The 24,699-nt window shown below is 43.0% G+C and carries 9 protein-coding genes, 4 tRNA genes, 6 rRNA genes and 2 riboswitches; of the genes, 18 read left to right on the forward strand and 1 reads right to left on the reverse strand.

The window, feature by feature from the left end:
• The first annotated feature begins 198 nt into the window (after positions 1–198).
• The 18 genes from HWV59_RS03020 (at position 199) to HWV59_RS27480 (ending at position 24,163) form a co-directional block, all read left to right on the forward strand.
• Entirely contained in the window at positions 199–1,164 is a 966-nt protein-coding gene (locus HWV59_RS03020) for an AAA family ATPase (protein ID WP_175638031.1), read from the forward strand.
• Positions 1,161–2,369: a DUF58 domain-containing protein gene (locus HWV59_RS03025; RefSeq protein ID WP_102232948.1), complete on the forward strand. Its 1,209-nt coding sequence runs from the start codon at positions 1,161–1,163 to the stop codon at positions 2,367–2,369. The genes HWV59_RS03020 and HWV59_RS03025 overlap by 4 nt, the downstream gene beginning before the upstream one ends.
• The gene (locus tag HWV59_RS03030) at positions 2,366–4,573 is read left to right on the forward strand and encodes a transglutaminase TgpA family protein (protein WP_175638032.1); all 2,208 of its coding nucleotides are present in this window, start codon (positions 2,366–2,368) and stop codon (positions 4,571–4,573) included. Before HWV59_RS03025 ends, HWV59_RS03030 begins: the two co-directional genes overlap by 4 nt.
• A gap of 24 nt (positions 4,574–4,597) precedes the next feature.
• A riboswitch (purine riboswitch) is annotated at positions 4,598–4,699 on the forward strand.
• Positions 4,700–4,907: 208 nt separating this feature from the next.
• Positions 4,908–6,449, forward strand: a complete 1,542-nt coding sequence (guaA, locus tag HWV59_RS03035) for a glutamine-hydrolyzing GMP synthase (RefSeq protein WP_102232946.1) — start codon at positions 4,908–4,910, stop codon at positions 6,447–6,449.
• 85 nt (positions 6,450–6,534) lie between these two features.
• A riboswitch (purine riboswitch) is annotated at positions 6,535–6,636 on the forward strand.
• A 131-nt stretch (positions 6,637–6,767) separates the two neighbouring features.
• Positions 6,768–8,090 (forward strand): NCS2 family permease, encoded by a 1,323-nt coding sequence (locus tag HWV59_RS03040; protein WP_102232945.1) that lies wholly within the window; start codon positions 6,768–6,770, stop codon positions 8,088–8,090.
• A gap of 407 nt (positions 8,091–8,497) precedes the next feature.
• Positions 8,498–10,048 (forward strand): 16S ribosomal RNA (locus HWV59_RS03045).
• Between the two features lie 209 nt (positions 10,049–10,257).
• Positions 10,258–10,334, forward strand: a tRNA-Ile gene (locus tag HWV59_RS03050).
• A gap of 16 nt (positions 10,335–10,350) precedes the next feature.
• Positions 10,351–10,426: transfer RNA gene (locus HWV59_RS03055), tRNA-Ala, on the forward strand.
• A 386-nt stretch (positions 10,427–10,812) separates the two neighbouring features.
• Positions 10,813–13,876 (forward strand): 23S ribosomal RNA (locus HWV59_RS03060).
• Positions 13,877–13,954: 78 nt separating this feature from the next.
• Positions 13,955–14,070 (forward strand): 5S ribosomal RNA (gene rrf / locus HWV59_RS03065).
• Between the two features lie 609 nt (positions 14,071–14,679).
• Positions 14,680–14,820: a zf-TFIIB domain-containing protein gene (locus HWV59_RS03070; RefSeq protein ID WP_175638033.1), complete on the forward strand. Its 141-nt coding sequence runs from the start codon at positions 14,680–14,682 to the stop codon at positions 14,818–14,820.
• Positions 14,821–15,305: 485 nt separating this feature from the next.
• Positions 15,306–16,856 (forward strand): 16S ribosomal RNA (locus tag HWV59_RS03075).
• Between the two features lie 209 nt (positions 16,857–17,065).
• Positions 17,066–17,142 (forward strand) — tRNA-Ile (locus HWV59_RS03080).
• 16 nt (positions 17,143–17,158) lie between these two features.
• Positions 17,159–17,234, forward strand: a tRNA-Ala gene (locus HWV59_RS03085).
• Positions 17,235–17,620: 386 nt separating this feature from the next.
• Positions 17,621–20,684, forward strand: a 23S ribosomal RNA gene (locus tag HWV59_RS03090).
• Between the two features lie 78 nt (positions 20,685–20,762).
• Positions 20,763–20,878: ribosomal RNA gene (rrf, locus tag HWV59_RS03095) — 5S ribosomal RNA — on the forward strand.
• Together the 16S, 23S and 5S rRNA genes with 4 tRNA genes alongside form the textbook arrangement of a ribosomal RNA operon.
• A 994-nt stretch (positions 20,879–21,872) precedes the next feature.
• The gene (locus tag HWV59_RS03100; RefSeq protein WP_175638034.1) at positions 21,873–23,921 is read left to right on the forward strand and encodes a diguanylate cyclase domain-containing protein; all 2,049 of its coding nucleotides are present in this window, start codon (positions 21,873–21,875) and stop codon (positions 23,919–23,921) included.
• Positions 23,879–24,163: an EAL domain-containing protein gene (locus HWV59_RS27480; RefSeq protein ID WP_175638035.1), complete on the forward strand. Its 285-nt coding sequence runs from the start codon at positions 23,879–23,881 to the stop codon at positions 24,161–24,163. The genes HWV59_RS03100 and HWV59_RS27480 overlap by 43 nt, the downstream gene beginning before the upstream one ends.
• Positions 24,164–24,336: 173 nt before the next feature.
• Here HWV59_RS27480 and HWV59_RS27600 read toward each other — a convergent pair whose 3' ends face one another.
• Positions 24,337–24,525 (reverse strand): SunI/YnzG family protein, encoded by a 189-nt coding sequence (locus HWV59_RS27600; protein ID WP_102233239.1) that lies wholly within the window; start codon positions 24,523–24,525, stop codon positions 24,337–24,339.
• Positions 24,526–24,699 lie beyond the last annotated feature (174 nt).

The raw sequence follows: 24,699 nt of genomic DNA on the forward strand, positions 1-24,699 counted from the left end.
TGATCATTCAATAGGGACGCTTTTTTTATAAGTACGACTACGCAATTGTCTTCACTCTGCATGCTCGGGAGTCTGCGAATTTTCTTTATTAATTTAATGTTAAATTTTGAGAGTATTGTCATTGAAAAAGGATTTCAATAGGTTTCCAAAGAATACTATAATAGAAAATAGATAGAATTTCACCGTAGGAGGAAAATTATGTCTCAAATTGAAGAAATGCATCCAAAACTCGGTCGAGTTATTAAAAATATAGAAAATGTTATGGTTGGAAAAAGGGATGTTAGCATTCTGAGTCTTGTGGCGATTCTAGCGAATGGACATGTTTTATTAGAAGATGTTCCGGGTGTCGGGAAGACGATGATGGTTCGTACACTTGCTAAATCAGTAGGTGCTGAATTTAAAAGAATCCAATTTACACCTGATTTACTCCCTTCAGATGTAACTGGGGTGTCGATATATAATCCAAAGGAATTAAAGTTTGAGTTTCGGGAAGGTCCTATTTTTGGAAATATTATATTAGCAGATGAAATTAACCGGACTTCTCCGAAGACTCAATCAGCACTTCTAGAAGGAATGGAAGAAGGTAGTATTACAGTTGATGGTGTGACCAGAGTGCTTACTAAGCCGTTCTTTGTTATGGCGACGCAAAATCCGGTTGATTATGAAGGAACATATCCTTTGCCGGAGGCTCAGTTAGACCGTTTTCTATTTAAGCTCAGAATGGGGTACCCAACGAAGGCTGAAGAATTAGAGGTATTAACATTAGCTGAAAGAGAACGACCTATTCATAAAATTGACAGTGTGATTACAAAAGAAGAGCTAGTGGAACTGCAAAATGAAATGCAATTTGTCTATGTTGATGAGACGATTAAACACTATATTATTGATTTAACATCAAAATCAAGGTTGCATCCATCTGTGTATCTAGGTGCCAGCCCCCGCGCATCTATTGCGTTAATGAAGGCTGCCCAAGCGTATGCATTTATTATGGGGAGAGATTATGTCATTCCTGATGATATTCAATATTTAGCAGCTTTTACATTAGCTCATCGGATTATTTTGAGATCGGAAGCAAGGTTTGAGGGGAAAACAGCTGATGATATTGTACAGGAAATTATTAAGAAAACACCTGTCCCAGTACAAAGGGCTTTGAGTGGTAAATGAATAAGTTCCTGAAGAATATAAAGGTTGGCTGGAAGGTTGTTTCCCTATTATTTTTTACTTTGGCTGCTTTTAGTTATGCAATGTTTCAAGGTGGATTTGTAAGCTGGTTCTTATTTTACAGCTTTCTTCCCTTTGCTATCTACTCCTTTTTATTAATGATTTATCCTATACGTTCTTTCAATGTTACGAGAAGAATTAATCAGGATCAATTTTCAGTCGGACAACGATTGATCGGTACAATTACAGTTAAGAGATCATTTCCATTTCCTCTATTTTACCTACTTGTTGAAGATGAATTATCTGATAAGCTACTGGGTGTGAAACGACTGGAAGAGCCTAAAAAACTATTTTTCCCTTGGTTTAAAAAAAAGGTCTCGTTTAGTTATGCACTCTTAGAAATGCCTCGTGGTGAGCACTATTTTAGATCGGTTCGACTAAGGACAGGAGATCTTTTTGGCTTGATTGAAAAAGAAGTTTCAGTAGAGGTGGAAAATTACTTTTTAGTGTATCCGTCAACAGTTGATCTTGTCTATCGCTCAAACCAAAAGCAGTATGAACAAGGGGCTGCCTCGACCTTAACAAAATATTGGCAGGATTCAACGATGGCAGTAGGGGTAAGGGAATATCAGCCTGGTGATAAGTTCGCGTGGATTGATTGGAAGGCAACGGCTAGAAGGGATTCTATCATGACAAAAGAGTTCGAACAAATGCAAAGTCATGATGTGGTTATTTTCTTAGATCGTACACCATCACCTTTGTTTGAAACGGCTGTTTCTTATGTTGCTTCATTGATCCAAGCTATTTTAAAAAGCGGAGCGAGAGTAGGGTTTGTTTCGGTTGGACAACAATCTCAAGTATTTCCAATGCAATTAGATGAACAGCATAGAAGGAGTATGTTCTATCATTTAGCAAAGGTTGATTGTGATAGTCAGGCTTCATTTGCTTCGATTATAGAGGAAAACAGATTAAATACAGAGCTTAAGCTAGCTGCGAGCATTGTTGTTACATCGAATCTTACCCTCGATTTGACCAGGAAATTGGAGTTTTTGTCAGGACAGCAACGGCTGTTTATTCTATACCTTGTGAAAGGTAAAAACGAAGATCTTAATAAAGAGGAAAACGTGTTAGTTGAAAGGTTAGCTAAACGAAAGATCCAACTTCATGTTGTTAAAAGTCAAAACTATAAAGAGGTGAGAAACTCATGAATCCATCTAATAGTTTTGAGGGGAAATCAGTAGCTTTATTATATTATGTGTTTGCGTTCATTTTGTTATGGGAGTGGCTTAGGCCTCTTGGTGAATTCACAGATACAGCAAATACATTTATTTTTGTATTTTTTATTGGCGTTAGTTTTCTAATGACGTTTTTTCATGTGAAGTGGTATATTACATTTCCTGTGAAATTATTCATCATTTTATTTATACTGCATGGATTGTATTTTGAAGGGGTATTTTTCAGTTTTTTATGGATAAGTGACTTAATGAGGGATATTGGTTTTAATCTCTCACTTATTCCAAGTGCCAATTGGATGGGAATGACCCCTAATTTCCGGACAATACTATTCTTTATCTTACTCTGGCTCCTGGTATATTTAATTCATTACTGGATTTTATATCAGAAAAGAATTCTGTTTTTCTTTGTGTTGACTCTCGTTTATATTACAGTATTGGATACATTCACACCTTATGATGCTACCTATGCGATCGTAAGAGTCGTGTTGATTGGATTTTTTATGCTGGGCTTGCTCTATTTTGATCGATTAAAAAAGCTTGAGAATCTAAAAATGAAACGAATTGCTTCCTTACGATGGATTATGCCTCTACTAGCCTTTATTGTTTTTTCAATGATTCTCGCTATATTAGCGCCTAAAGCATCTCCACAATGGCCTGATCCTGTACCTTATATAACTGCTGTTGGTCAAGAAGGTGAAGGGGGAGGAGATACAAAAAGGATTGGATATAGTCCTAATGATGAATCATTAGGAGGATCGTTTGTTAGTGACGACACTGAGGTGTTTAGACATACATCAACAGAAAGGCATTACTGGAGGGTGGAAACAAAGGATGTATACACAGGGAAGGGGTGGGAAGCCTCTGATCCCGAAGCAGTAAAGGAAGAAATAAGTTCTATTCAAGGTGAGCTCAGTTGGTTTGATGAAAGAGTAGAAACAAGAAGTCTTGAATCCAGTGTTACGATTAATCAAGATTATCGTTATCTGCATGTGATTTATCCTTTGGGCTTAACCTCTTTTCAAACAGAAGCGGAGTTACCGTTATATCTTAATCGGAACTCGGAAATGATTTCTCCATTTCAGGAAGATGAAGGATCCAGGGAGGATTTTCTATCATATGTGGTGACGTATGAGCTCCCATTATATCCACTGAATGAGATGAAGAAAGAGCAAATTCATGAAGATGTACCAGAAGGTTTTATAGAAAGGTATACACAACTACCAGAATCATTACCAGAGCGTGTTCGAGAACTGGCAGTATCAATTACAAAGTCAGCGGATAATCAATATGATAAAGCGAAGGCGATTGAAAATTACTTAGGTAGTGCAGAATATACCTATGATAAAGAAGACATACCGATCCCTAATGCTGATCAAGATTATGTAGATCAATTTCTATTCGAGACATTTAAGGGCTATTGTGATAATTTCTCTACATCGATGATTGTGTTATTAAGATCTCTTGATATTCCTGCGAGGTGGGTTAAAGGGTATACAGAAGGTGAACTTGAAAGCACGGCCGAAAACAATAAAAGAGAATATGTGGTCACAAATAATAACGCTCATTCTTGGGTGGAAATATACTTTGATGGTGTTGGTTGGGTACCATTTGAACCAACAAAGGGTTTTGTTAATCCTTACACCTTAACAAACGACTATAGAGATGTAGCAGAAACTGAAGAGACAGAAGAACCGGAGGAAGCTGTTGAAGAAGAGCCTGAACAAACTCCGGAAAAACCGGAGGAAGAGAAAGTTGAAGAAACTACATCCTCTACGAATCATTCTAATTTGAATATAGGTGATTTTCGTTTAGGTAGTATCGGTTTGTATATAATATTAATTGCGCTCACCCTTTTGATTTTTATTGTATACAAAACCAGAATGAAGTGGTTGCCAAGATTTATTATCATGAAATACAAGAATAGATCAGATGAAGATGTGTTTTTCCAAGCGTATGAATCCCTGCTAAAACAGTATGAAAGACGTGGAATTAAACGAAAAGAAGGTCAAACTCTAAGAGAGTATGCCCGTTACATTGATGAATATTTTCAAATGGTTCATATGACAGCATTAACAAAAAACTATGAAAAAGCATTGTACAGACAGGATAATGCAAAAGATGAATGGCGTAAGTCGGTTGAATTGTGGGAAAATTTAATTAAAAGGACATCATCTTGACCAATCGTATAGTAGATTGATAGAATTAAAAAATTAATAGACCTTCATATATCCTCGATAATATGGATCGAGAGTCTCTACCGGGTAACCTTAAATTTCCCGACTATGAAGGCAGAATAAGTTCGTAATGTAACTAGAATTCTGCCTTCTTCAATTATTACATCTTTATGGTGTAATATTCATGGATGCCTTGTCCATGATGAAGGTGGATTCTAGTTTTTTTGCTATTTAGACGTAATGATAGGTGGTATTTCCTGGGTTATGATCCTTTTGTATGGATACTATGGTCTTTTTAGCATACTAATAAATGCATGAAATATACGATGAGGTGACGATGGTGGCAAACATTCATGAAATGGTAGTAGTTTTAGACTTCGGAAGTCAGTACAATCAATTAATTACAAGACGTATCCGTGAATTTGGCGTATACAGTGAGTTACATCCACACACTCTTACAGCAGACGAAATCAAACAAATGAATCCAAAGGGAATCATTCTGTCTGGTGGACCTAACAGTGTGTATGGAGAAAAAGCCTTTGATTGTGATGAGGCAATTTTTGATTTAGGTATACCTGTTCTTGGTATTTGTTATGGAATGCAGCTAATGACACACAAACTAGGTGGTAAGGTTGTTCCTGCTGATCACCGTGAATACGGGAAAGCAACAATTGATGTGCACGGAAAACCAGCTCTTTTTGCAGAACTACCCCAGCAGCAAGTTGTTTGGATGAGTCATGGTGATTTAGTACAAGAAATTCCGGAAGGTTTTAATGTAGATGCTACAAGCACTTCATGTCCATTCGCAGCAATGAGTAATGAAGATCGTAAATTTTATGGTGTTCAATTCCATCCGGAGGTTCGTCATTCAGAATTTGGAAATGAACTTCTAAAGAACTTTGTTTTCAATATTTGCGGCAGTGCAGGTAACTGGTCAATGGAAAACTTCATTGAAATGGAAACGGACAAGCTAAAGCAAAAAGTTGGAAATAAGAAAGTTCTATGTGCATTAAGTGGTGGAGTTGATTCATCCGTTGTAGCGGTTCTAATTCATAAGGCAATTGGTGATCAATTAACATGTATCTTTGTTGATCATGGTTTATTACGTAAAAATGAAGCAGAGAGTGTCATGAAGACTTTTAGTGAAGGCTTTAACATGAATGTCATTAAAGTAGATGCGAAGGATCGTTTCTTAGATAAGTTAAAAGGTGTTTCAGATCCTGAGCAAAAACGTAAAATCATTGGTAACGAGTTTATCTATGTATTTGATGACGAGTCAGCTAAATTGGAAGGTATTGAATTCTTAGCTCAAGGCACACTTTATACAGATATTATTGAAAGTGGTACAGCGACAGCTCAAACAATTAAATCACATCATAATGTAGGCGGTCTTCCGGAAGATATGGAATTCCAATTAATTGAGCCGTTAAATACTTTATTTAAAGATGAAGTTCGTGCTCTCGGAACTGAACTTGGTATTCCTGATGAGATTGTTTGGAGACAGCCGTTCCCGGGTCCTGGATTAGGTATTCGTGTTCTTGGAGAAATCACGGATGAAAAGCTTGAGATTGTTCGTGAATCAGACTATATCTTACGCGAAGAAATCAAAAAAGCCGGACTTGATCGTGATATTTGGCAATACTTTACGGTTTTACCTGACATTCGAAGTGTTGGTGTAATGGGCGATGCGAGAACATATGATTACACAATTGGGATTAGAGCTGTAACATCAATTGATGGGATGACATCTGATTGGGCGAGAATTCCTTGGGAAGTGCTAGAAGTTATTTCAACAAGAATTGTAAATGAGGTTAAACATATTAACCGCGTTGTGTACGATATTACCAGTAAGCCACCTGCAACAATTGAGTGGGAGTAAAATACGAACAAAACGAACATTATTTAAAATAATGTTCGTTTTTTTTGTTGACGTAAATGGGGTGTGCTGATAAAATGATAGTAGAATTAAATAAGTCGGAATACGTCGTATAATGTCGAGGATATGGCTCGAAAGTTTCTACCAAGCTACCGTAAATGGCTTGACTACGAGGTATTAATAGCATGGTACGATTATACCTGCCGTTAATATTTTTATAGTCAAGCGCTCACGTAAAAGTTGGGCGCTTTTTTATTTGGATTTTAATGGGGAAAATAGTCGTATATGCATTGAACTAATACTGAGGAGGAATACCTATTTATGAAAAAGTTTTTTCAGTTTGATGAATTAGGTACAAATTATCGACGTGAATTCATTGGTGGTTTAACAACGTTCTTATCTATGGCTTATATTTTATTTGTTAACCCAAACACATTGGCAATGACATCTATTCCGGATTTACCTGCTGACATGAGAATGGATACAGGTGCTATCTTTACAGCTACTGCAATTGCAGCTGCGGTGGGATCATTATTAATGGGTCTTATTGCAAAGTATCCGATCGCTTTAGCACCGGGTATGGGGCTGAATGCATTTTTCTCTTTTACAGTTGTATTGACAATGGGTGTACCTTGGCAAACAGCGCTATCAGGAGTTTTAGTGTCAGGGTTAATCTTTATCCTTCTTACATTATCAGGGTTACGTGAAAAAATTATTAACTCAATTCCTGCAGAATTAAAGTTTGCGGTAAGTGCGGGGATCGGTTTGTTTATAACTTTTGTTGGATTTCAGAATTCAGGGATTATTGTTAACAATGATGCAACTTTAGTTAGCTTGGGAGATTTTACAAATCCTCAAACATTACTTGCAATCTTCGGTATTTTTGTAACAGTTATTTTAATGGTACGAGGAGTAAAAGGTGGAATCTTCTATGGTATGCTAATTACGGCTATAGTAGGGATGTTAACAAGCCAAATTGCTGTACCAGACAAGGTGGTTGGTGCGATACCAAGTTTAGCTCCAACTTTTGGACAGGCATTTATGAATTTAGATCAAATTTTCACAGTGCAAATGCTTGTTGTCATCTTAACTTTTCTATTTGTAGACTTCTTCGATACAGCTGGAACATTGGTTGGGGTCGCGAACCAAGCGGGACTAATGAAGGATAATAAACTGCCGCGAGCAGGGAAAGCATTGTTTGCTGATTCTGCTGCTACAGTTGTAGGTTCTATTTTAGGTACTTCTACTACTACATCATATGTTGAATCTTCTGCAGGGGTTGCTGCAGGAGCACGATCAGGTTTTGCATCTGTTGTAACAGCTGTTTTATTCTTATTAGCACTGTTTTTCTCTCCATTACTAGGAGTTATTACATCTGCTGTAACTGCTCCGGCATTAATTATTGTTGGAGCATTAATGGTAGCGTCACTAGGGAATATTGATTGGAAACAATTTGAAATTGCTGTCCCTGCATTTTTAACGATTATTACAATGCCGTTATCATACAGTATTGCTACAGGAATTGCAGTTGGATTTATCTTCTATCCAATTACAATGATCATGAAGGGTAAAGCAAAGGATATCCATCCTGTTATGTACGGTTTATTTGTTATCTTTATACTATATTTTATTTTCCTAGCTTAAAAACAATTTTTGAGGGAGCGTATGCTCTCTCTTTTTTTTTTGTTTTGGAAGTATAAATTAGTAGCGAGAAAGATTATTCGATGTAGTGACTAATCTTGAGTGTTAAGTATAACTATGCGTCTCGCTTTGCCATTTGGTGAGTATTCTTTATTTGAAATTTATTGTTGACTATATGTTAAGTAGCTGATATAGTAGTGGAGGTCATCAGAAAAGCATTCAGTTTTTTTTGGCTGATGAAAAAACATGTTGACTTATATATTAGCCTCATGTTATATTAGTAAAGTCGCTTCTGAGAGAACGACATAAATGATCTTTGAAAACTAAACAAAACCAAGCGTGCCAACGTTAATTTCGATTAACAAAAACGTACTATATAGTACAAACTTTTATGAGCTACATCAAACACTTTATTGGAGAGTTTGATCCTGGCTCAGGACGAACGCTGGCGGCGTGCCTAATACATGCAAGTCGAGCGAATCTGAGGGAGCTTGCTCCCAACGATTAGCGGCGGACGGGTGAGTAACACGTGGGTAACCTGCCTGTAAGATTGGGATAACTCCGGGAAACCGGAGCTAATACCGGATAACATTTCGAACCGCATGGTTCGAAATTGAAAGACGGCGTCTAGCTGTCACTTACAGATGGACCCGCGGCGCATTAGCTAGTTGGTGAGGTAACGGCTCACCAAGGCGACGATGCGTAGCCGACCTGAGAGGGTGATCGGCCACACTGGGACTGAGACACGGCCCAGACTCCTACGGGAGGCAGCAGTAGGGAATCTTCCGCAATGGACGAAAGTCTGACGGAGCAACGCCGCGTGAACGATGAAGGCCTTCGGGTCGTAAAGTTCTGTTGTTAGGGAAGAACAAGTACCAGAGTAACTGCTGGTACCTTGACGGTACCTAACCAGAAAGCCACGGCTAACTACGTGCCAGCAGCCGCGGTAATACGTAGGTGGCAAGCGTTGTCCGGAATTATTGGGCGTAAAGCGCGCGCAGGCGGTTTCTTAAGTCTGATGTGAAAGCCCACGGCTCAACCGTGGAGGGTCATTGGAAACTGGGGAACTTGAGTGCAGAAGAGGAGAGTGGAATTCCACGTGTAGCGGTGAAATGCGTAGAGATGTGGAGGAACACCAGTGGCGAAGGCGACTCTCTGGTCTGTAACTGACGCTGAGGCGCGAAAGCGTGGGGAGCGAACAGGATTAGATACCCTGGTAGTCCACGCCGTAAACGATGAGTGCTAAGTGTTAGAGGGTTTCCGCCCTTTAGTGCTGCAGCAAACGCATTAAGCACTCCGCCTGGGGAGTACGGTCGCAAGACTGAAACTCAAAGGAATTGACGGGGGCCCGCACAAGCGGTGGAGCATGTGGTTTAATTCGAAGCAACGCGAAGAACCTTACCAGGTCTTGACATCCTTCGCTACTTCTAGAGATAGAAGGTTCCCCTTCGGGGGACGAAGTGACAGGTGGTGCATGGTTGTCGTCAGCTCGTGTCGTGAGATGTTGGGTTAAGTCCCGCAACGAGCGCAACCCTTGATCTTAGTTGCCAGCATTCAGTTGGGCACTCTAAGGTGACTGCCGGTGACAAACCGGAGGAAGGTGGGGATGACGTCAAATCATCATGCCCCTTATGACCTGGGCTACACACGTGCTACAATGGATGGTACAAAGGGCTGCAAGACTGCGAAGTCAAGCCAATCCCATAAAACCATTCTCAGTTCGGATTGCAGGCTGCAACTCGCCTGCATGAAGCCGGAATCGCTAGTAATCGCGGATCAGCATGCCGCGGTGAATACGTTCCCGGGCCTTGTACACACCGCCCGTCACACCACGAGAGTTTGTAACACCCGAAGTCGGTGGGGTAACCGTAAGGAGCCAGCCGCCTAAGGTGGGACAGATGATTGGGGTGAAGTCGTAACAAGGTAGCCGTATCGGAAGGTGCGGCTGGATCACCTCCTTTCTAAGGATATGAGGTACGCTTGGTATTTTGTTTAGTTTTGAGAGANTAAGGAGCCAGCCGCCTAAGGTGGGACAGATGATTGGGGTGAAGTCGTAACAAGGTAGCCGTATCGGAAGGTGCGGCTGGATCACCTCCTTTCTAAGGATATGAGGTACGCTTGGTATTTTGTTTAGTTTTGAGAGAACTTTGTTCTCTGAATTTATAGAGATGGGCCTATAGCTCAGCTGGTTAGAGCGCACGCCTGATAAGCGTGAGGTCGATGGTTCGAGTCCATTTAGGCCCACCATCTCAAATAAAAATATGGGGCCTTAGCTCAGCTGGGAGAGCGCCTGCTTTGCACGCAGGAGGTCAGCGGTTCGATCCCGCTAGGCTCCACCAATGTTCTTTGAAAACTAGATAACGAAAACAATTCAAGTAATTCACTGAGTTTAAACGCTTAGTTTAGTGATTCTCTTAATAATATTTGAATCAGGACATTAAGTAAGTACTTATGTCTTGAGACAAAGGAGAAGCGAAGAGTACGAGGCGGCGAAATGGTTGAGGAGCGGAATGGACGTAATTTGTCCATGAGCACCGCAGAACATGAAGCCAACGAAGTAATCTGAAGCTTATCATTTGTCGAAGGTTAAGTTGTTAAGGGCGCACGGTGGATGCCTTGGCACTAGGAGCCGATGAAGGACGGTACTAACACCGATATGCTTCGGGGAGCTGTAAGTAAGCTTTGATCCGGAGATTTCCGAATGGGGGAACCCACTGCTCGTAATGGAGTAGNTAAGGGCGCACGGTGGATGCCTTGGCACTAGGAGCCGATGAAGGACGGTACTAACACCGATATGCTTCGGGGAGCTGTAAGTAAGCTTTGATCCGGAGATTTCCGAATGGGGGAACCCACTGCTCGTAATGGAGTAGTATTTTTACCTGAATACATAGGGTAATAAAGGCAGACCCGGGGAACTGAAACATCTAAGTACCCGGAGGAAGAGAAAGCAAACGCGATTTCCTGAGTAGCGGCGAGCGAAACGGAATTAGCCCAAACCAAGAGGCTTGCCTCTTGGGGTTGTAGGACACTCTATACGGAGTTACAAAGGAACGGAGTAAATGAAGAGGTCTGGAAAGGCCCGTCAAAGAAGGTAACAACCCTGTAGTTGAAACTTCGTTCCCTCCAGAGTGGATCCTGAGTACGGCGGGACACGTGAAATCCCGTCGGAAGCAGGGAGGACCATCTCCCAAGGCTAAATACTCCCTAGTGACCGATAGTGAACCAGTACCGTGAGGGAAAGGTGAAAAGCACCCCGGAAGGGGAGTGAAAGAGATCCTGAAACCGTGTGCCTACAAGTAGTCAAAGCCCGTTAATGGGTAATGGCGTGCCTTTTGTAGAATGAACCGGCGAGTTACGATCCCGTGCAAGGTTAAGTTGATAAGACGGAGCCGCAGCGAAAGCGAGTCTGAATAGGGCGAAAGAGTACGTGGTCGTAGACCCGAAACCAGGTGATCTACCCATGTCCAGGGTGAAGTTCAGGTAACACTGAATGGAGGCCCGAACCCACGCACGTTGAAAAGTGCGGGGATGAGGTGTGGGTAGCGGAGAAATTCCAATCGAACTTGGAGATAGCTGGTTCTCTCCGAAATAGCTTTAGGGCTAGCCTTGAAATGAGAGTCTTGGAGGTAGAGCACTGATTGGACTAGGGGCCCCCATCGGGTTACCGAATTCAGTCAAACTCCGAATGCCAAAGACTTATGTTCAGGAGTCAGACTGCGAGTGATAAGATCCGTAGTCAAGAGGGAAACAGCCCAGACCACCAGCTAAGGTCCCAAAGTATACGTTAAGTGGAAAAGGATGTGGAGTTGCTTAGACAACCAGGATGTTGGCTTAGAAGCAGCCACCATTTAAAGAGTGCGTAATAGCTCACTGGTCGAGTGACTCTGCGCCGAAAATGTACCGGGGCTAAACGTATCACCGAAGCTGTGGATTGTTCTTACGAACAATGGTAGGAGAGCGTTCTAAGGGCTGTGAAGCGAGACCGGAAGGACTCGTGGAGCGCTTAGAAGTGAGAATGCCGGTATGAGTAGCGAAAGAGGGGTGAGAATCCCCTCCACCGAATGCCTAAGGTTTCCTGAGGAAGGCTCGTCCGCTCAGGGTTAGTCGGGACCTAAGCCGAGGCCGAAAGGCGTAGGCGATGGCCAACAGGTTGAAATTCCTGTACCACCTCCTCACCGTTTGAGCAATGGGGGGACGCAGAAGGATAGGGTAAGCGCGCTGTTGGATTAGCGCGTCCAAGCAGTTAGGCTGACAACGAGGCAAATCCCGTTGTCACATAAGCTGAGCTGTGATGGCGAGGGAACTATAGTACCGAAGTTCCTGATTCCACACTGCCAAGAAAAGCCTCTAGCGAGGTGAGAGGTGCCCGTACCGCAAACCGACACAGGTAGGCGAGGAGAGAATCCTAAGGTGAGCGAGAGAACTCTCGTTAAGGAACTCGGCAAAATGACCCCGTAACTTCGGGAGAAGGGGTGCTTTTTAGGGTGAATAGCCCGGAAAAGCCGCAGTGAATAGGCCCAGGCGACTGTTTAGCAAAAACACAGGTCTCTGCGAAGCCGCAAGGCGAAGTATAGGGGCTGACGCCTGCCCGGTGCTGGAAGGTTAAGGGGAGAGGTTAGCGCAAGCGAAGCTTTGAACCGAAGCCCCAGTAAACGGCGGCCGTAACTATAACGGTCCTAAGGTAGCGAAATTCCTTGTCGGGTAAGTTCCGACCCGCACGAAAGGCGTAACGATCTGGGCACTGTCTCAACGAGAGACTCGGTGAAATTATAGTACCTGTGAAGATGCAGGTTACCCGCGACAGGACGGAAAGACCCCGTGGAGCTTTACTGTAGCCTGATATTGAATTTTGGTACAGCTTGTACAGGATAGGTAGGAGCCTGAGAAGCCGGAGCGCTAGCTTCGGTGGAGGCGTCGGTGGGATACTACCCTGGCTGTATTGAAATTCTAACCCACAGCCCTGATCGGGCTGGGAGACAGTGTCAGGTGGGCAGTTTGACTGGGGCGGGCGCCTCCTAAAATGTAACGGTGGCGCCCAAAGGGTCCCTCAGAATGGTTGGAAATCATTCGCAGAGTGCAAAGGCACAATGGAGCTTGACTGCGAGACCTACAAGGCGAGCAGGGACGAAAGTCGGGCTTAGTGATCCGGGGGTTCCGCATCGACGGGCCATCGCTCAACGGATAAAAGCTACCCCGGGGATAACAGGCTTATCTCCCCCAAGAGTCCACATCGACGGGGAGGTTTGGCACCTCGATGTCGGCTCATCGCATCCTGGGGCTGTAGTCGGTCCCAAGGGTTGGGCTGTTCGCCCATTAAAGCGGTACGCGAGCTGGGTTCAGAACGTCGTGAGACAGTTCGGTCCCTATCCGTCGTGGGCGTAGGAAATTTGAGAGGAGCTGTCCTTAGTACGAGAGGACCGGGATGGACGCACCGCTGGTGTACCAGTTGTCTTGCCAAAGGCATAGCTGGGTAGCTATGTGCGGAAGGGATAAGTGCTGAAAGCATCTAAGCATGAAGCCCCCCTCAAGATGAGATTTCCCATCACACTAGTGAGTANGGATGGACGCACCGCTGGTGTACCAGTTGTCTTGCCAAAGGCATAGCTGGGTAGCTATGTGCGGAAGGGATAAGTGCTGAAAGCATCTAAGCATGAAGCCCCCCTCAAGATGAGATTTCCCATCACACTAGTGAGTAAGATCCCTGAAAGATGATCAGGTTGATAGGTCAGAGGTGGAAGCGCGGTGACGTGTGGAGCTGACTGATACTAATCGATCGAGGACTTAACCTAATAAAAGCGTAAGCTTAGTGAATTGAATTGTGAATCGTTATCTAGTTTTGAAGGAACATGCCTTCAAACTTTATATTATTTGGTGATGATGGCGAAGAGGTCACACCCGTTCCCATGCCGAACACGGAAGTTAAGCTCTTCAGCGCCGATGGTAGTTGGGGGTTTCCCCCTGTGAGAGTAGGACGTTGCCAAGTAAGAAGAGGGAAAAGATCAGTAGAGATGCTGGTCTTTTTTTGTTTGATATGGAGTTTACGTGTATGTAGATTTTTGGTGAATTTTGTAGAATAGTAGATAAATTAAAATAATCGAAGATAAGTTGCTGAAAATCGAAGATAAAATGAAATAATCGTTGATAAATCTCCATAATCGAAGATAAATTAACTTAACACCCTACTAATGTGTGCGCAGTTGGCACATGAGGATCTGAACGAACAAGCTGACGCGGAGATTCGCCGCTTATCGCCAGCCGAAATCCGAACACGGAAGTTAAGCTCTCAGCGCCGATGGTAGTTGGGAGTTTCCCCCTGTGAGAGTAGGACGTTGCCAAGTAAGAAGAGGAAAAAGATCAGTAGAGATACTGGTCTTTTTTGTTTTAATTAAATAATCATAGAAAAACCGAAGGTTTCCTAAAAACAAATTAAGACTAATAGCATAAAGTTCTAGCTAGAAGATAGCGAAAGTTAATTAAGAATAGATAATAAAGGACAAGGGAATTTATTGATAAAAGGTGGCTTCAAATAAAACTAACTCTACCGAACCTATATCTCATATTTGAATACAAATAAAATAGGGAGGTGTATAATTTGTCACCTAAAAAAGGACAAACAGAGTTAATAAACTGCCCGAGATGTAAAATTTTAATGGAAGAAGTTCTTCAAAGAAGTTTCGGAGATATGGGAATCATATATGAGTGCCCAAAATGTAAAGGAATCATCCAAAGATAAATTTTGTTTGGTGTGGCAAAATGATTGTTAGTTAGATTGATTTTATTATGGCTTCCATATTCTTAAGATATGGAAGCCATAATAAGTAGTAACATATCTGAATGAACCCCATACATATGTAAATGTGTTGAAGTTAAGCTATGAATGTTACTAATTATGTAAGAATAATAAATATTAACCTAATAATAGATAGCTATTTCATAAATTAACTTTAAATTATTAATAATATATCTTGACTAATAAATAGTTATCGTTTATTATAAGTTTCTGCCATAAAAACGTAATAGAATAAACAATATTTTAAAATAATAAAATTTAAATTATTGTTGACAGCACTAACCTGTTGATGGTATGATAGATACCTAGTCGCCAATGACTAGTAAATGATCTTTGAAAACTAAACAAAACCAAGCGTGCCAACGTTAATTTCGATTAACAAAAACGTACTATATAGTACAAAAATTTTATGAGCTACATCAAACACTTTATTGGAGAGTTTGATCCTGGCTCAGGACGAACGCTGGCGGCGTGCCTAATACATGCAAGTCGAGCGAATCTGAGGGAGCTTGCTCCCAAAGATTAGCGGCGGACGGGTGAGTAACACGTGGGTAACCTGCCTGTAAGATTGGGATAACTCCGGGAAACCGGAGCTAATACCGGATAACATTTCGAACCGCATGGTTCGAAATTGAAAGACGGCGTCTAGCTGTCACTTACAGATGGACCCGCGGCGCATTAGCTAGTTGGTGAGGTAACGGCTCACCAAGGCGACGATGCGTAGCCGACCTGAGAGGGTGATCGGCCACACTGGGACTGAGACACGGCCCAGACTCCTACGGGAGGCAGCAGTAGGGAATCTTCCGCAATGGACGAAAGTCTGACGGAGCAACGCCGCGTGAACGATGAAGGCCTTCGGGTCGTAAAGTTCTGTTGTTAGGGAAGAACAAGTACCAGAGTAACTGCTGGTACCTTGACGGTACCTAACCAGAAAGCCACGGCTAACTACGTGCCAGCAGCCGCGGTAATACGTAGGTGGCAAGCGTTGTCCGGAATTATTGGGCGTAAAGCGCGCGCAGGCGGTTTCTTAAGTCTGATGTGAAAGCCCACGGCTCAACCGTGGAGGGTCATTGGAAACTGGGAAACTTGAGTGCAGAAGAGGAGAGTGGAATTCCACGTGTAGCGGTGAAATGCGTAGAGATGTGGAGGAACACCAGTGGCGAAGGCGACTCTCTGGTCTGTAACTGACGCTGAGGCGCGAAAGCGTGGGGAGCGAACAGGATTAGATACCCTGGTAGTCCACGCCGTAAACGATGAGTGCTAAGTGTTAGAGGGTTTCCGCCCTTTAGTGCTGCAGCAAACGCATTAAGCACTCCGCCTGGGGAGTACGGTCGCAAGACTGAAACTCAAAGGAATTGACGGGGGCCCGCACAAGCGGTGGAGCATGTGGTTTAATTCGAAGCAACGCGAAGAACCTTACCAGGTCTTGACATCCTTCGCTACTTCTAGAGATAGAAGGTTCCCCTTCGGGGGACGAAGTGACAGGTGGTGCATGGTTGTCGTCAGCTCGTGTCGTGAGATGTTGGGTTAAGTCCCGCAACGAGCGCAACCCTTGATCTTAGTTGCCAGCATTCAGTTGGGCACTCTAAGGTGACTGCCGGTGACAAACCGGAGGAAGGTGGGGATGACGTCAAATCATCATGCCCCTTATGACCTGGGCTACACACGTGCTACAATGGATGGTACAAAGGGCTGCAAGACTGCGAAGTCAAGCCAATCCCATAAAACCATTCTCAGTTCGGATTGCAGGCTGCAACTCGCCTGCATGAAGCCGGAATCGCTAGTAATCGCGGATCAGCATGCCGCGGTGAATACGTTCCCGGGCCTTGTACACACCGCCCGTCACACCACGAGAGTTTGTAACACCCGAAGTCGGTGGGGTAACCGTAAGGAGCCAGCCGCCTAAGGTGGGACAGATGATTGGGGTGAAGTCGTAACAAGGTAGCCGTATCGGAAGGTGCGGCTGGATCACCTCCTTTCTAAGGATATGAGGTACGCTTGGTATTTTGTTTAGTTTTGAGAGANTAAGGAGCCAGCCGCCTAAGGTGGGACAGATGATTGGGGTGAAGTCGTAACAAGGTAGCCGTATCGGAAGGTGCGGCTGGATCACCTCCTTTCTAAGGATATGAGGTACGCTTGGTATTTTGTTTAGTTTTGAGAGAACTTTGTTCTCTGAATTTATAGAGATGGGCCTATAGCTCAGCTGGTTAGAGCGCACGCCTGATAAGCGTGAGGTCGATGGTTCGAGTCCATTTAGGCCCACCATCTCAAATAAAAATATGGGGCCTTAGCTCAGCTGGGAGAGCGCCTGCTTTGCACGCAGGAGGTCAGCGGTTCGATCCCGCTAGGCTCCACCAATGTTCTTTGAAAACTAGATAACGAAAACAATTCAAGTAATTCACTGAGTTTAAACGCTTAGTTTAGTGATTCTCTTAATAATATTTGAATCAGGACATTAAGTAAGTACTTATGTCTTGAGACAAAGGAGAAGCGAAGAGTACGAGGCGGCGAAATGGTTGAGGAGCGGAATGGACGTAATTTGTCCATGAGCACCGCAGAACATGAAGCCAACGAAGTAATCTGAAGCTTATCATTTGTCGAAGGTTAAGTTGTTAAGGGCGCACGGTGGATGCCTTGGCACTAGGAGCCGATGAAGGACGGTACTAACACCGATATGCTTCGGGGAGCTGTAAGTAAGCTTTGATCCGGAGATTTCCGAATGGGGGAACCCACTGCTCGTAATGGAGTAGNTAAGGGCGCACGGTGGATGCCTTGGCACTAGGAGCCGATGAAGGACGGTACTAACACCGATATGCTTCGGGGAGCTGTAAGTAAGCTTTGATCCGGAGATTTCCGAATGGGGGAACCCACTGCTCGTAATGGAGTAGTATTTTTACCTGAATACATAGGGTAATAAAGGCAGACCCGGGGAACTGAAACATCTAAGTACCCGGAGGAAGAGAAAGCAAACGCGATTTCCTGAGTAGCGGCGAGCGAAACGGAATTAGCCCAAACCAAGAGGCTTGCCTCTTGGGGTTGTAGGACACTCTATACGGAGTTACAAAGGAACGGAGTAAATGAAGAGGTCTGGAAAGGCCCGTCAAAGAAGGTAACAACCCTGTAGTTGAAACTTCGTTCCCTCCAGAGTGGATCCTGAGTACGGCGGGACACGTGAAATCCCGTCGGAAGCAGGGAGGACCATCTCCCAAGGCTAAATACTCCCTAGTGACCGATAGTGAACCAGTACCGTGAGGGAAAGGTGAAAAGCACCCCGGAAGGGGAGTGAAAGAGATCCTGAAACCGTGTGCCTACAAGTAGTCAAAGCCCGTTAATGGGTAATGGCGTGCCTTTTGTAGAATGAACCGGCGAGTTACGATCCCGTGCAAGGTTAAGTTGATAAGACGGAGCCGCAGCGAAAGCGAGTCTGAATAGGGCGAAAGAGTACGTGGTCGTAGACCCGAAACCAGGTGATCTACCCATGTCCAGGGTGAAGTTCAGGTAACACTGAATGGAGGCCCGAACCCACGCACGTTGAAAAGTGCGGGGATGAGGTGTGGGTAGCGGAGAAATTCCAATCGAACTTGGAGATAGCTGGTTCTCTCCGAAATAGCTTTAGGGCTAGCCTTGAAATGAGAGTCTTGGAGGTAGAGCACTGATTGGACTAGGGGCCCCCATCGGGTTACCGAATTCAGTCAAACTCCGAATGCCAAAGACTTATGTTCAGGAGTCAGACTGCGAGTGATAAGATCCGTAGTCAAGAGGGAAACAGCCCAGACCACCAGCTAAGGTCCCAAAGTATACGTTAAGTGGAAAAGGATGTGGAGTTGCTTAGACAACCAGGATGTTGGCTTAGAAGCAGCCACCATTTAAAGAGTGCGTAATAGCTCACTGGTCGAGTGACTCTGCGCCGAAAATGTACCGGGGCTAAACGTATCACCGAAGCTGTGGATTGTTCTTACGAACAATGGTAGGAGAGCGTTCTAAGGGCTGTGAAGCGAGACCGGAAGGACTCGTGGAGCGCTTAGAAGTGAGAATGCCGGTATGAGTAGCGAAAGAGGGGTGAGAATCCCCTCCACCGAATGCCTAAGGTTTCCTGAGGAAGGCTCGTCCGCTCAGGGTTAGTCGGGACCTAAGCCGAGGCCGAAAGGCGTAGGCGATGGCCAACAGGTTGAAATTCCTGTACCACCTCCTCACCGTTTGAGCAANCCCTCCACCGAATGCCTAAGGTTTCCTGAGGAAGGCTCGTCCGCTCAGGGTTAGTCGGGACCTAAGCCGAGGCCGAAAGGCGTAGGCGATGGCCAACAGGTTGAAATTCCTGTACCACCTCCTCACCATTTGAGCAATGGGGGGACGCAGAAGGATAGGGTAAGCGCGCTGTTGGATTAGCGCGTCCAAGCAGTTAGGCTGACAATGAGGCAAATCCCGTTGTCACGTAAGCTGAGCTGTGATGGCGAGGGAACTATAGTACCGAAGTTCCTGATTCCACACTGCCAAGAAAAGCCTCTAGCGAGGTGAGAGGTGCCCGTACCGCAAACCGACACAGGTAGGCGAGGAGAGAATCCTAAGGTGAGCGAGAGAACTCTCGTTAAGGAACTCGGCAAAATGACCCCGTAACTTCGGGAGAAGGGGTGCTTTTTAGGGTGAATAGCCCGGAAAAGCCGCAGTGAATAGGCCCAGGCGACTGTTTAGCAAAAACACAGGTCTCTGCGAAGCCGCAAGGCGAAGTATAGGGGCTGACGCCTGCCCGGTGCTGGAAGGTTAAGGGGAGAGGTTAGCGCAAGCGAAGCTTTGAACCGAAGCCCCAGTAAACGGCGGCCGTAACTATAACGGTCCTAAGGTAGCGAAATTCCTTGTCGGGTAAGTTCCGACCCGCACGAAAGGCGTAACGATCTGGGCACTGTCTCAACGAGAGACTCGGTGAAATTATAGTACCTGTGAAGATGCAGGTTACCCGCGACAGGACGGAAAGACCCCGTGGAGCTTTACTGTAGCCTGATATTGAATTTTGGTACAGCTTGTACAGGATAGGTAGGAGCCTGAGAAGCCGGAGCGCTAGCTTCGGTGGAGGCGTCGGTGGGATACTACCCTGGCTGTATTGAAATTCTAACCCACAGCCCTGATCGGGCTGGGAGACAGTGTCAGGTGGGCAGTTTGACTGGGGCGGTCGCCTCCTAAAATGTAACGGAGGCGCCCAAAGGTTCCCTCAGAATGGTTGGAAATCATTCGTAGAGTGTAAAGGCACAAGGGAGCTTGACTGCGAGACCTACAAGTCGAGCAGGGACGAAAGTCGGGCTTAGTGATCCGGTGGTTCCGCATGGAAGGGCCATCGCTCAACGGATAAAAGCTACCCCGGGGATAACAGGCTTATCTCCCCCAAGAGTCCACATCGACGGGGAGGTTTGGCACCTCGATGTCGGCTCATCGCATCCTGGGGCTGTAGTCGGTCCCAAGGGTTGGGCTGTTCGCCCATTAAAGCGGTACGCGAGCTGGGTTCAGAACGTCGTGAGACAGTTCGGTCCCTATCCGTCGTGGGCGTAGGAAATTTGAGAGGAGCTGTCCTTAGTACGAGAGGACCGGGATGGACGCACCGCTGGTGTACCAGTTGTCTTGCCAAAGGCATAGCTGGGTAGCTATGTGCGGAAGGGATAAGTGCTGAAAGCATCTAAGCATGAAGCCCCCCTCAAGATGAGATTTCCCATCACACTAGTGAGTAAGATCCCTGAAAGATGATCAGGTTGATAGGTCAGAGGTGGAAGCGCGGTGACGTGTGGAGCTGACTGATACTAATCGATCGAGGACTTAACCTAATAAAAGCGTAAGCTTAGTGAATTGAATTGTGATTCGTTATCTAGTTTTGAAGGAATATGCCTTCAAACTTTATATTATTTGGTGATGATGGCGAAGAGGTCACACCCGTTCCCATGCCGAACACGGAAGTTAAGCTCTTCAGCGCCGATGGTAGTTGGGGGTTTCCCCCTGTGAGAGTAGGACGTCGCCAAGTAAGAAGAGGAAAAAAGATCAGTAGAGATACTGGTCTTTTTTTGTATGGATTTAAAAAGTAAAATAAACCGAAGGTTTAGTCTGTAAAGAGGTAGAGACAAAGTAACCTTACTAGCCTGAGGCTTGGGAGAAGCAAGAAGATCAAGGAAGCGCCGAGAGAGAAGACCGGAATGTGCGCAGTTGGCACATGAGGATCTGAACGAACAAGCTGACGCGGAGATTCGCCGCTTATCGCAAGCCGAAATCCGAACACGGAAGTTAAGCTCCAGCGCCGATGGTAGTTGGGGGTTTCCCCCTGTGAGAGTAGGACGTTGCCAAGTAAGAAGAGGAAAAAAGATCAGTAGAGATACTGGTCTTTTTTTGTATGGATTTAAAAAGTAAAATAAACCGAAGGTTTAGTCTGTAAAGAGGTAGAGACAAAGTAAACTTACTAGCCTGAGGCTTGGGAGAAGCATATTAAGGAACTTCTACTAAGAGCGCCACGTCCTGTGGCAACGTAGAAGTCAGCACTTCCTGTGCAAGTAAGGAAGTGCCGAGAGAGAAGACCGGAATGTGCGCAGTTGGCACATGAGGATCTGAACGAACAAGCTGACGCGGAGATTCGCCGCTTATCGTAAGCCGAAATCCGAACACGGAAGTTAAGCTCTCAGCGCCGATGGTAGTTGGGGGTTTCCCCCTGTGAGAGTAGGACGTTGCCAAGTAAGAAGAGGAAAAAGATCAGTAGAGATACTGGTCTTTTTTGTTTTAATTAAATAGTTATAAAAAACCGAAGGTATGCTCGTAAAGAGGTAGACATAGAAACAGAATATATCTACTAGCCTGAAGTTTAGAGAGTTAATTAAAACTTGTTAGTGGTAACAGCGAACTTACCATATGGAAGAAAATACAAATTATTATTTTGTTAGAACAATGTTAAAATAAGTTAATCAAAATAGGTAAAAATACCTATCTTCTGGGAGATGGGCATAATACCTTTACGAAAAGAGGGTAAGGTAATGAAGCTTAAGACGAAAAGTCTCTTAGTGGTTGGATTTGTAATGCTGCTATTTTTAGGGTTGCTATTGACTACGATTCGCCCAATTTTGTTAGAAGATGCAATTAAATTAGATAAAACTCACATTCAGCGAGAGCTAGATACGATAAATAACCAATTGGTATCCACCATGAGTATGATTAAAAGGACAAATTTAGACTGGTCTGTATGGGATGATACATATTGGTATATCAAAGGGAAATATCCAGATTTCCCGGAAGTTAATCTACAAAAAACTACTTTCGAAAATACAATGCTAAATTTTATGATTTATTTAGATGATAAAAATCAGGTAGTACATCAAGTTGGCTATAATTTTGAAAGTAAAGTATTTATTACCTTGGAAAAGGAATTTTATACAGAGTTCTTGCCAGTTGTTCAGTCAAGGGATAATGAAAGAACACATTTAATAACTACAGATTATGGATTAACTATTTTGTCGTTTGAATCAGTATACTTGAGTAGTGGAGAAGGTAAACCTGCTGGAACTTTAATTGTTGGGAGAACAATAGATGAGCAGCTTATAAAGGAGATGGGAAAAAAACTTAATCTTCAACTTGTTATGAAAAAAGTTAATAATCCGTTTTTGAAGAGAACAAAAGTTAAGGTATTAAATGAACAAAAAATAAAAGGATCACTATTCTTAAAAGATTATAATGAAAATAAAGTGTATGAAATAAGCTATGTGAGTAACAGAGATTACTATATACAGAAAAAGTCTGGCGTTAATCAATTGTCAGTGTATATTTTTTTCACTAGTATTTCAACAATTCTATTGATTCTGTTTTTGTTGAATCGTTTTATTGTTTCTCGTATCGGAAACTTATCCTTACAATTAAAGCATATTCAAGATAATAAAGAGATTAGATCAAGAATTAAAACGAGTAATGGACATAAAGATGAGTTATTAGATCTAGAATATTCAATTAATTCAATGTTAGAATCCCTTGAGGAAAAACATAATGAAATCGTTAGCTTAGCTTATCATGATCCTCTTACTAAGTTACCAAATCGTTATTTTTTAAATGAAGAATTTGACAAGTTAATTGAAAAAAATCAACAGAATGTAGCTGTCTTGTTTTTGGATCTTGATGGTTTTAAGCGAGTTAATGACTCATTTGGCCATGAAATAGGGGATCTCTTACTTCTTAGTGTTACAAATAAAATCGCTCCACTAATTTCTAAAAGAAAAGGGATATTTTCGAGATTTGGAGGAGATGAATTTGTAATAGTTGTGAATTATAGTCAGATAGAAGATTTGAAGCTGTTAGTCCAAGATATTCTGACTGAGGCAGGGAAAGAAAGGCAATTAAGAACATATAAGACACTTGTAACTGCAAGTATAGGGGTTAGCATTTATGGACAGGATGGCAGTAGCCTTAATGAATTACTGCAGAAGGCTGATATCGCTATGTATGAAGCGAAACGAAAAGGCAAAAATCAATCATATTTTTATCAAGATTTAGCGTCCGTTAGTGGATATAAAAATATACTAGAATTAGAGAATGAATTAAAATTTGCTCTGAGTAAGAATCAGCTAGAAATACATTATCAACCGATCGTTTGTAGTGTTGACCATAGTATTGTTGGGGTGGAATCTTTGGTTCGTTGGAATCATCCATCAAAGGGAATGATTTCTCCAGCGCTTTTCATTCCTATAGCAGAAGAAAACGGACTTATGCCAGTGATTGGTGAATGGGTATTAGAAGAATCTATTAAGCAAATAAGTTCATTACACTGTAAAGGTTTTAAAAACATAGTACTATCAGTCAATGTATCAAAAACACAGATGAAGGATAATAGCTTTATTCATAAGTTAGATGAAATCTTAATCAAATATGATTACCCTCCTACAAAGCTACAAATTGAAATTACTGAAAGTGGTATTGATGCTTATTTAAATGAACTTCAAGAATTTTCGAATGAGCTAAAAAACGGGACATTATCATTGCCCTTGATGATTTTGGGGTGGGAACGTCCTCCCTTTTATTTATTAAAGAGTTACCAATAGATGTAATAAAGATTGATCGAAACTTTATTAAAAATGTACCAAAGGATTCTTTTGATACTATTCTGTTATCCGGAATTTTTAAAGTGATATTAGATTTAAATATAGATGTTGTTGTAGAGGGGATTGAACAGGAAGAACAGGTAAATTATATAACTTCAGAATGTAGTCCCAGATTACAAGGTTATTATTTTAGTCGTCCCTTACCAATCTCTATCCTTTTAGAAAGATACTTTAAACTATAACATAATGAATTCTTAAGATATGCTTCATTTTGGAACGGCAACAAATAACAGTACATGGTAGTTGAGGGGTTCCCCCTGTAGCGTTTGACACCCCATTTAAGAAGAGAAAAAACCAGTAGAGATACTGGTCTTTTTTTTGATTACTATATTAAAAACGCTGAAGGCTGATTAATTTAAGAAAGTATTTTGTTTTTTATAGAAATGTAATTAGTTGTGTATAAATTAAAGGATCTCTTTTTTGTCTTAATTACTACTCTATCAGTAGCCCCGTTTGGTGTGCCTGTTCTAATCGCGTTTCTTTCTTTTCCACCGTATGTATCATCAAGAGTTACTTCAAGGACATCAGAGCTTAGGATTTCAATTTTAGAAAACTACCATCTAATTATTACTTTATCGTCAATTATTTTACATTTATGGCAAACATAATATTCACAATCCATAGATTGGATTTATAAAGTAATACGTAATCAAATAAGGGAAAGTTTCATTACTCTAATAATCACCTCATATTAAGTTTTAAACTACTACCAAACCCT

The organism is Metabacillus schmidteae (assembly GCF_903166545.1).
Classification (GTDB): domain Bacteria; phylum Bacillota; class Bacilli; order Bacillales; family Bacillaceae; genus Metabacillus; species Metabacillus schmidteae.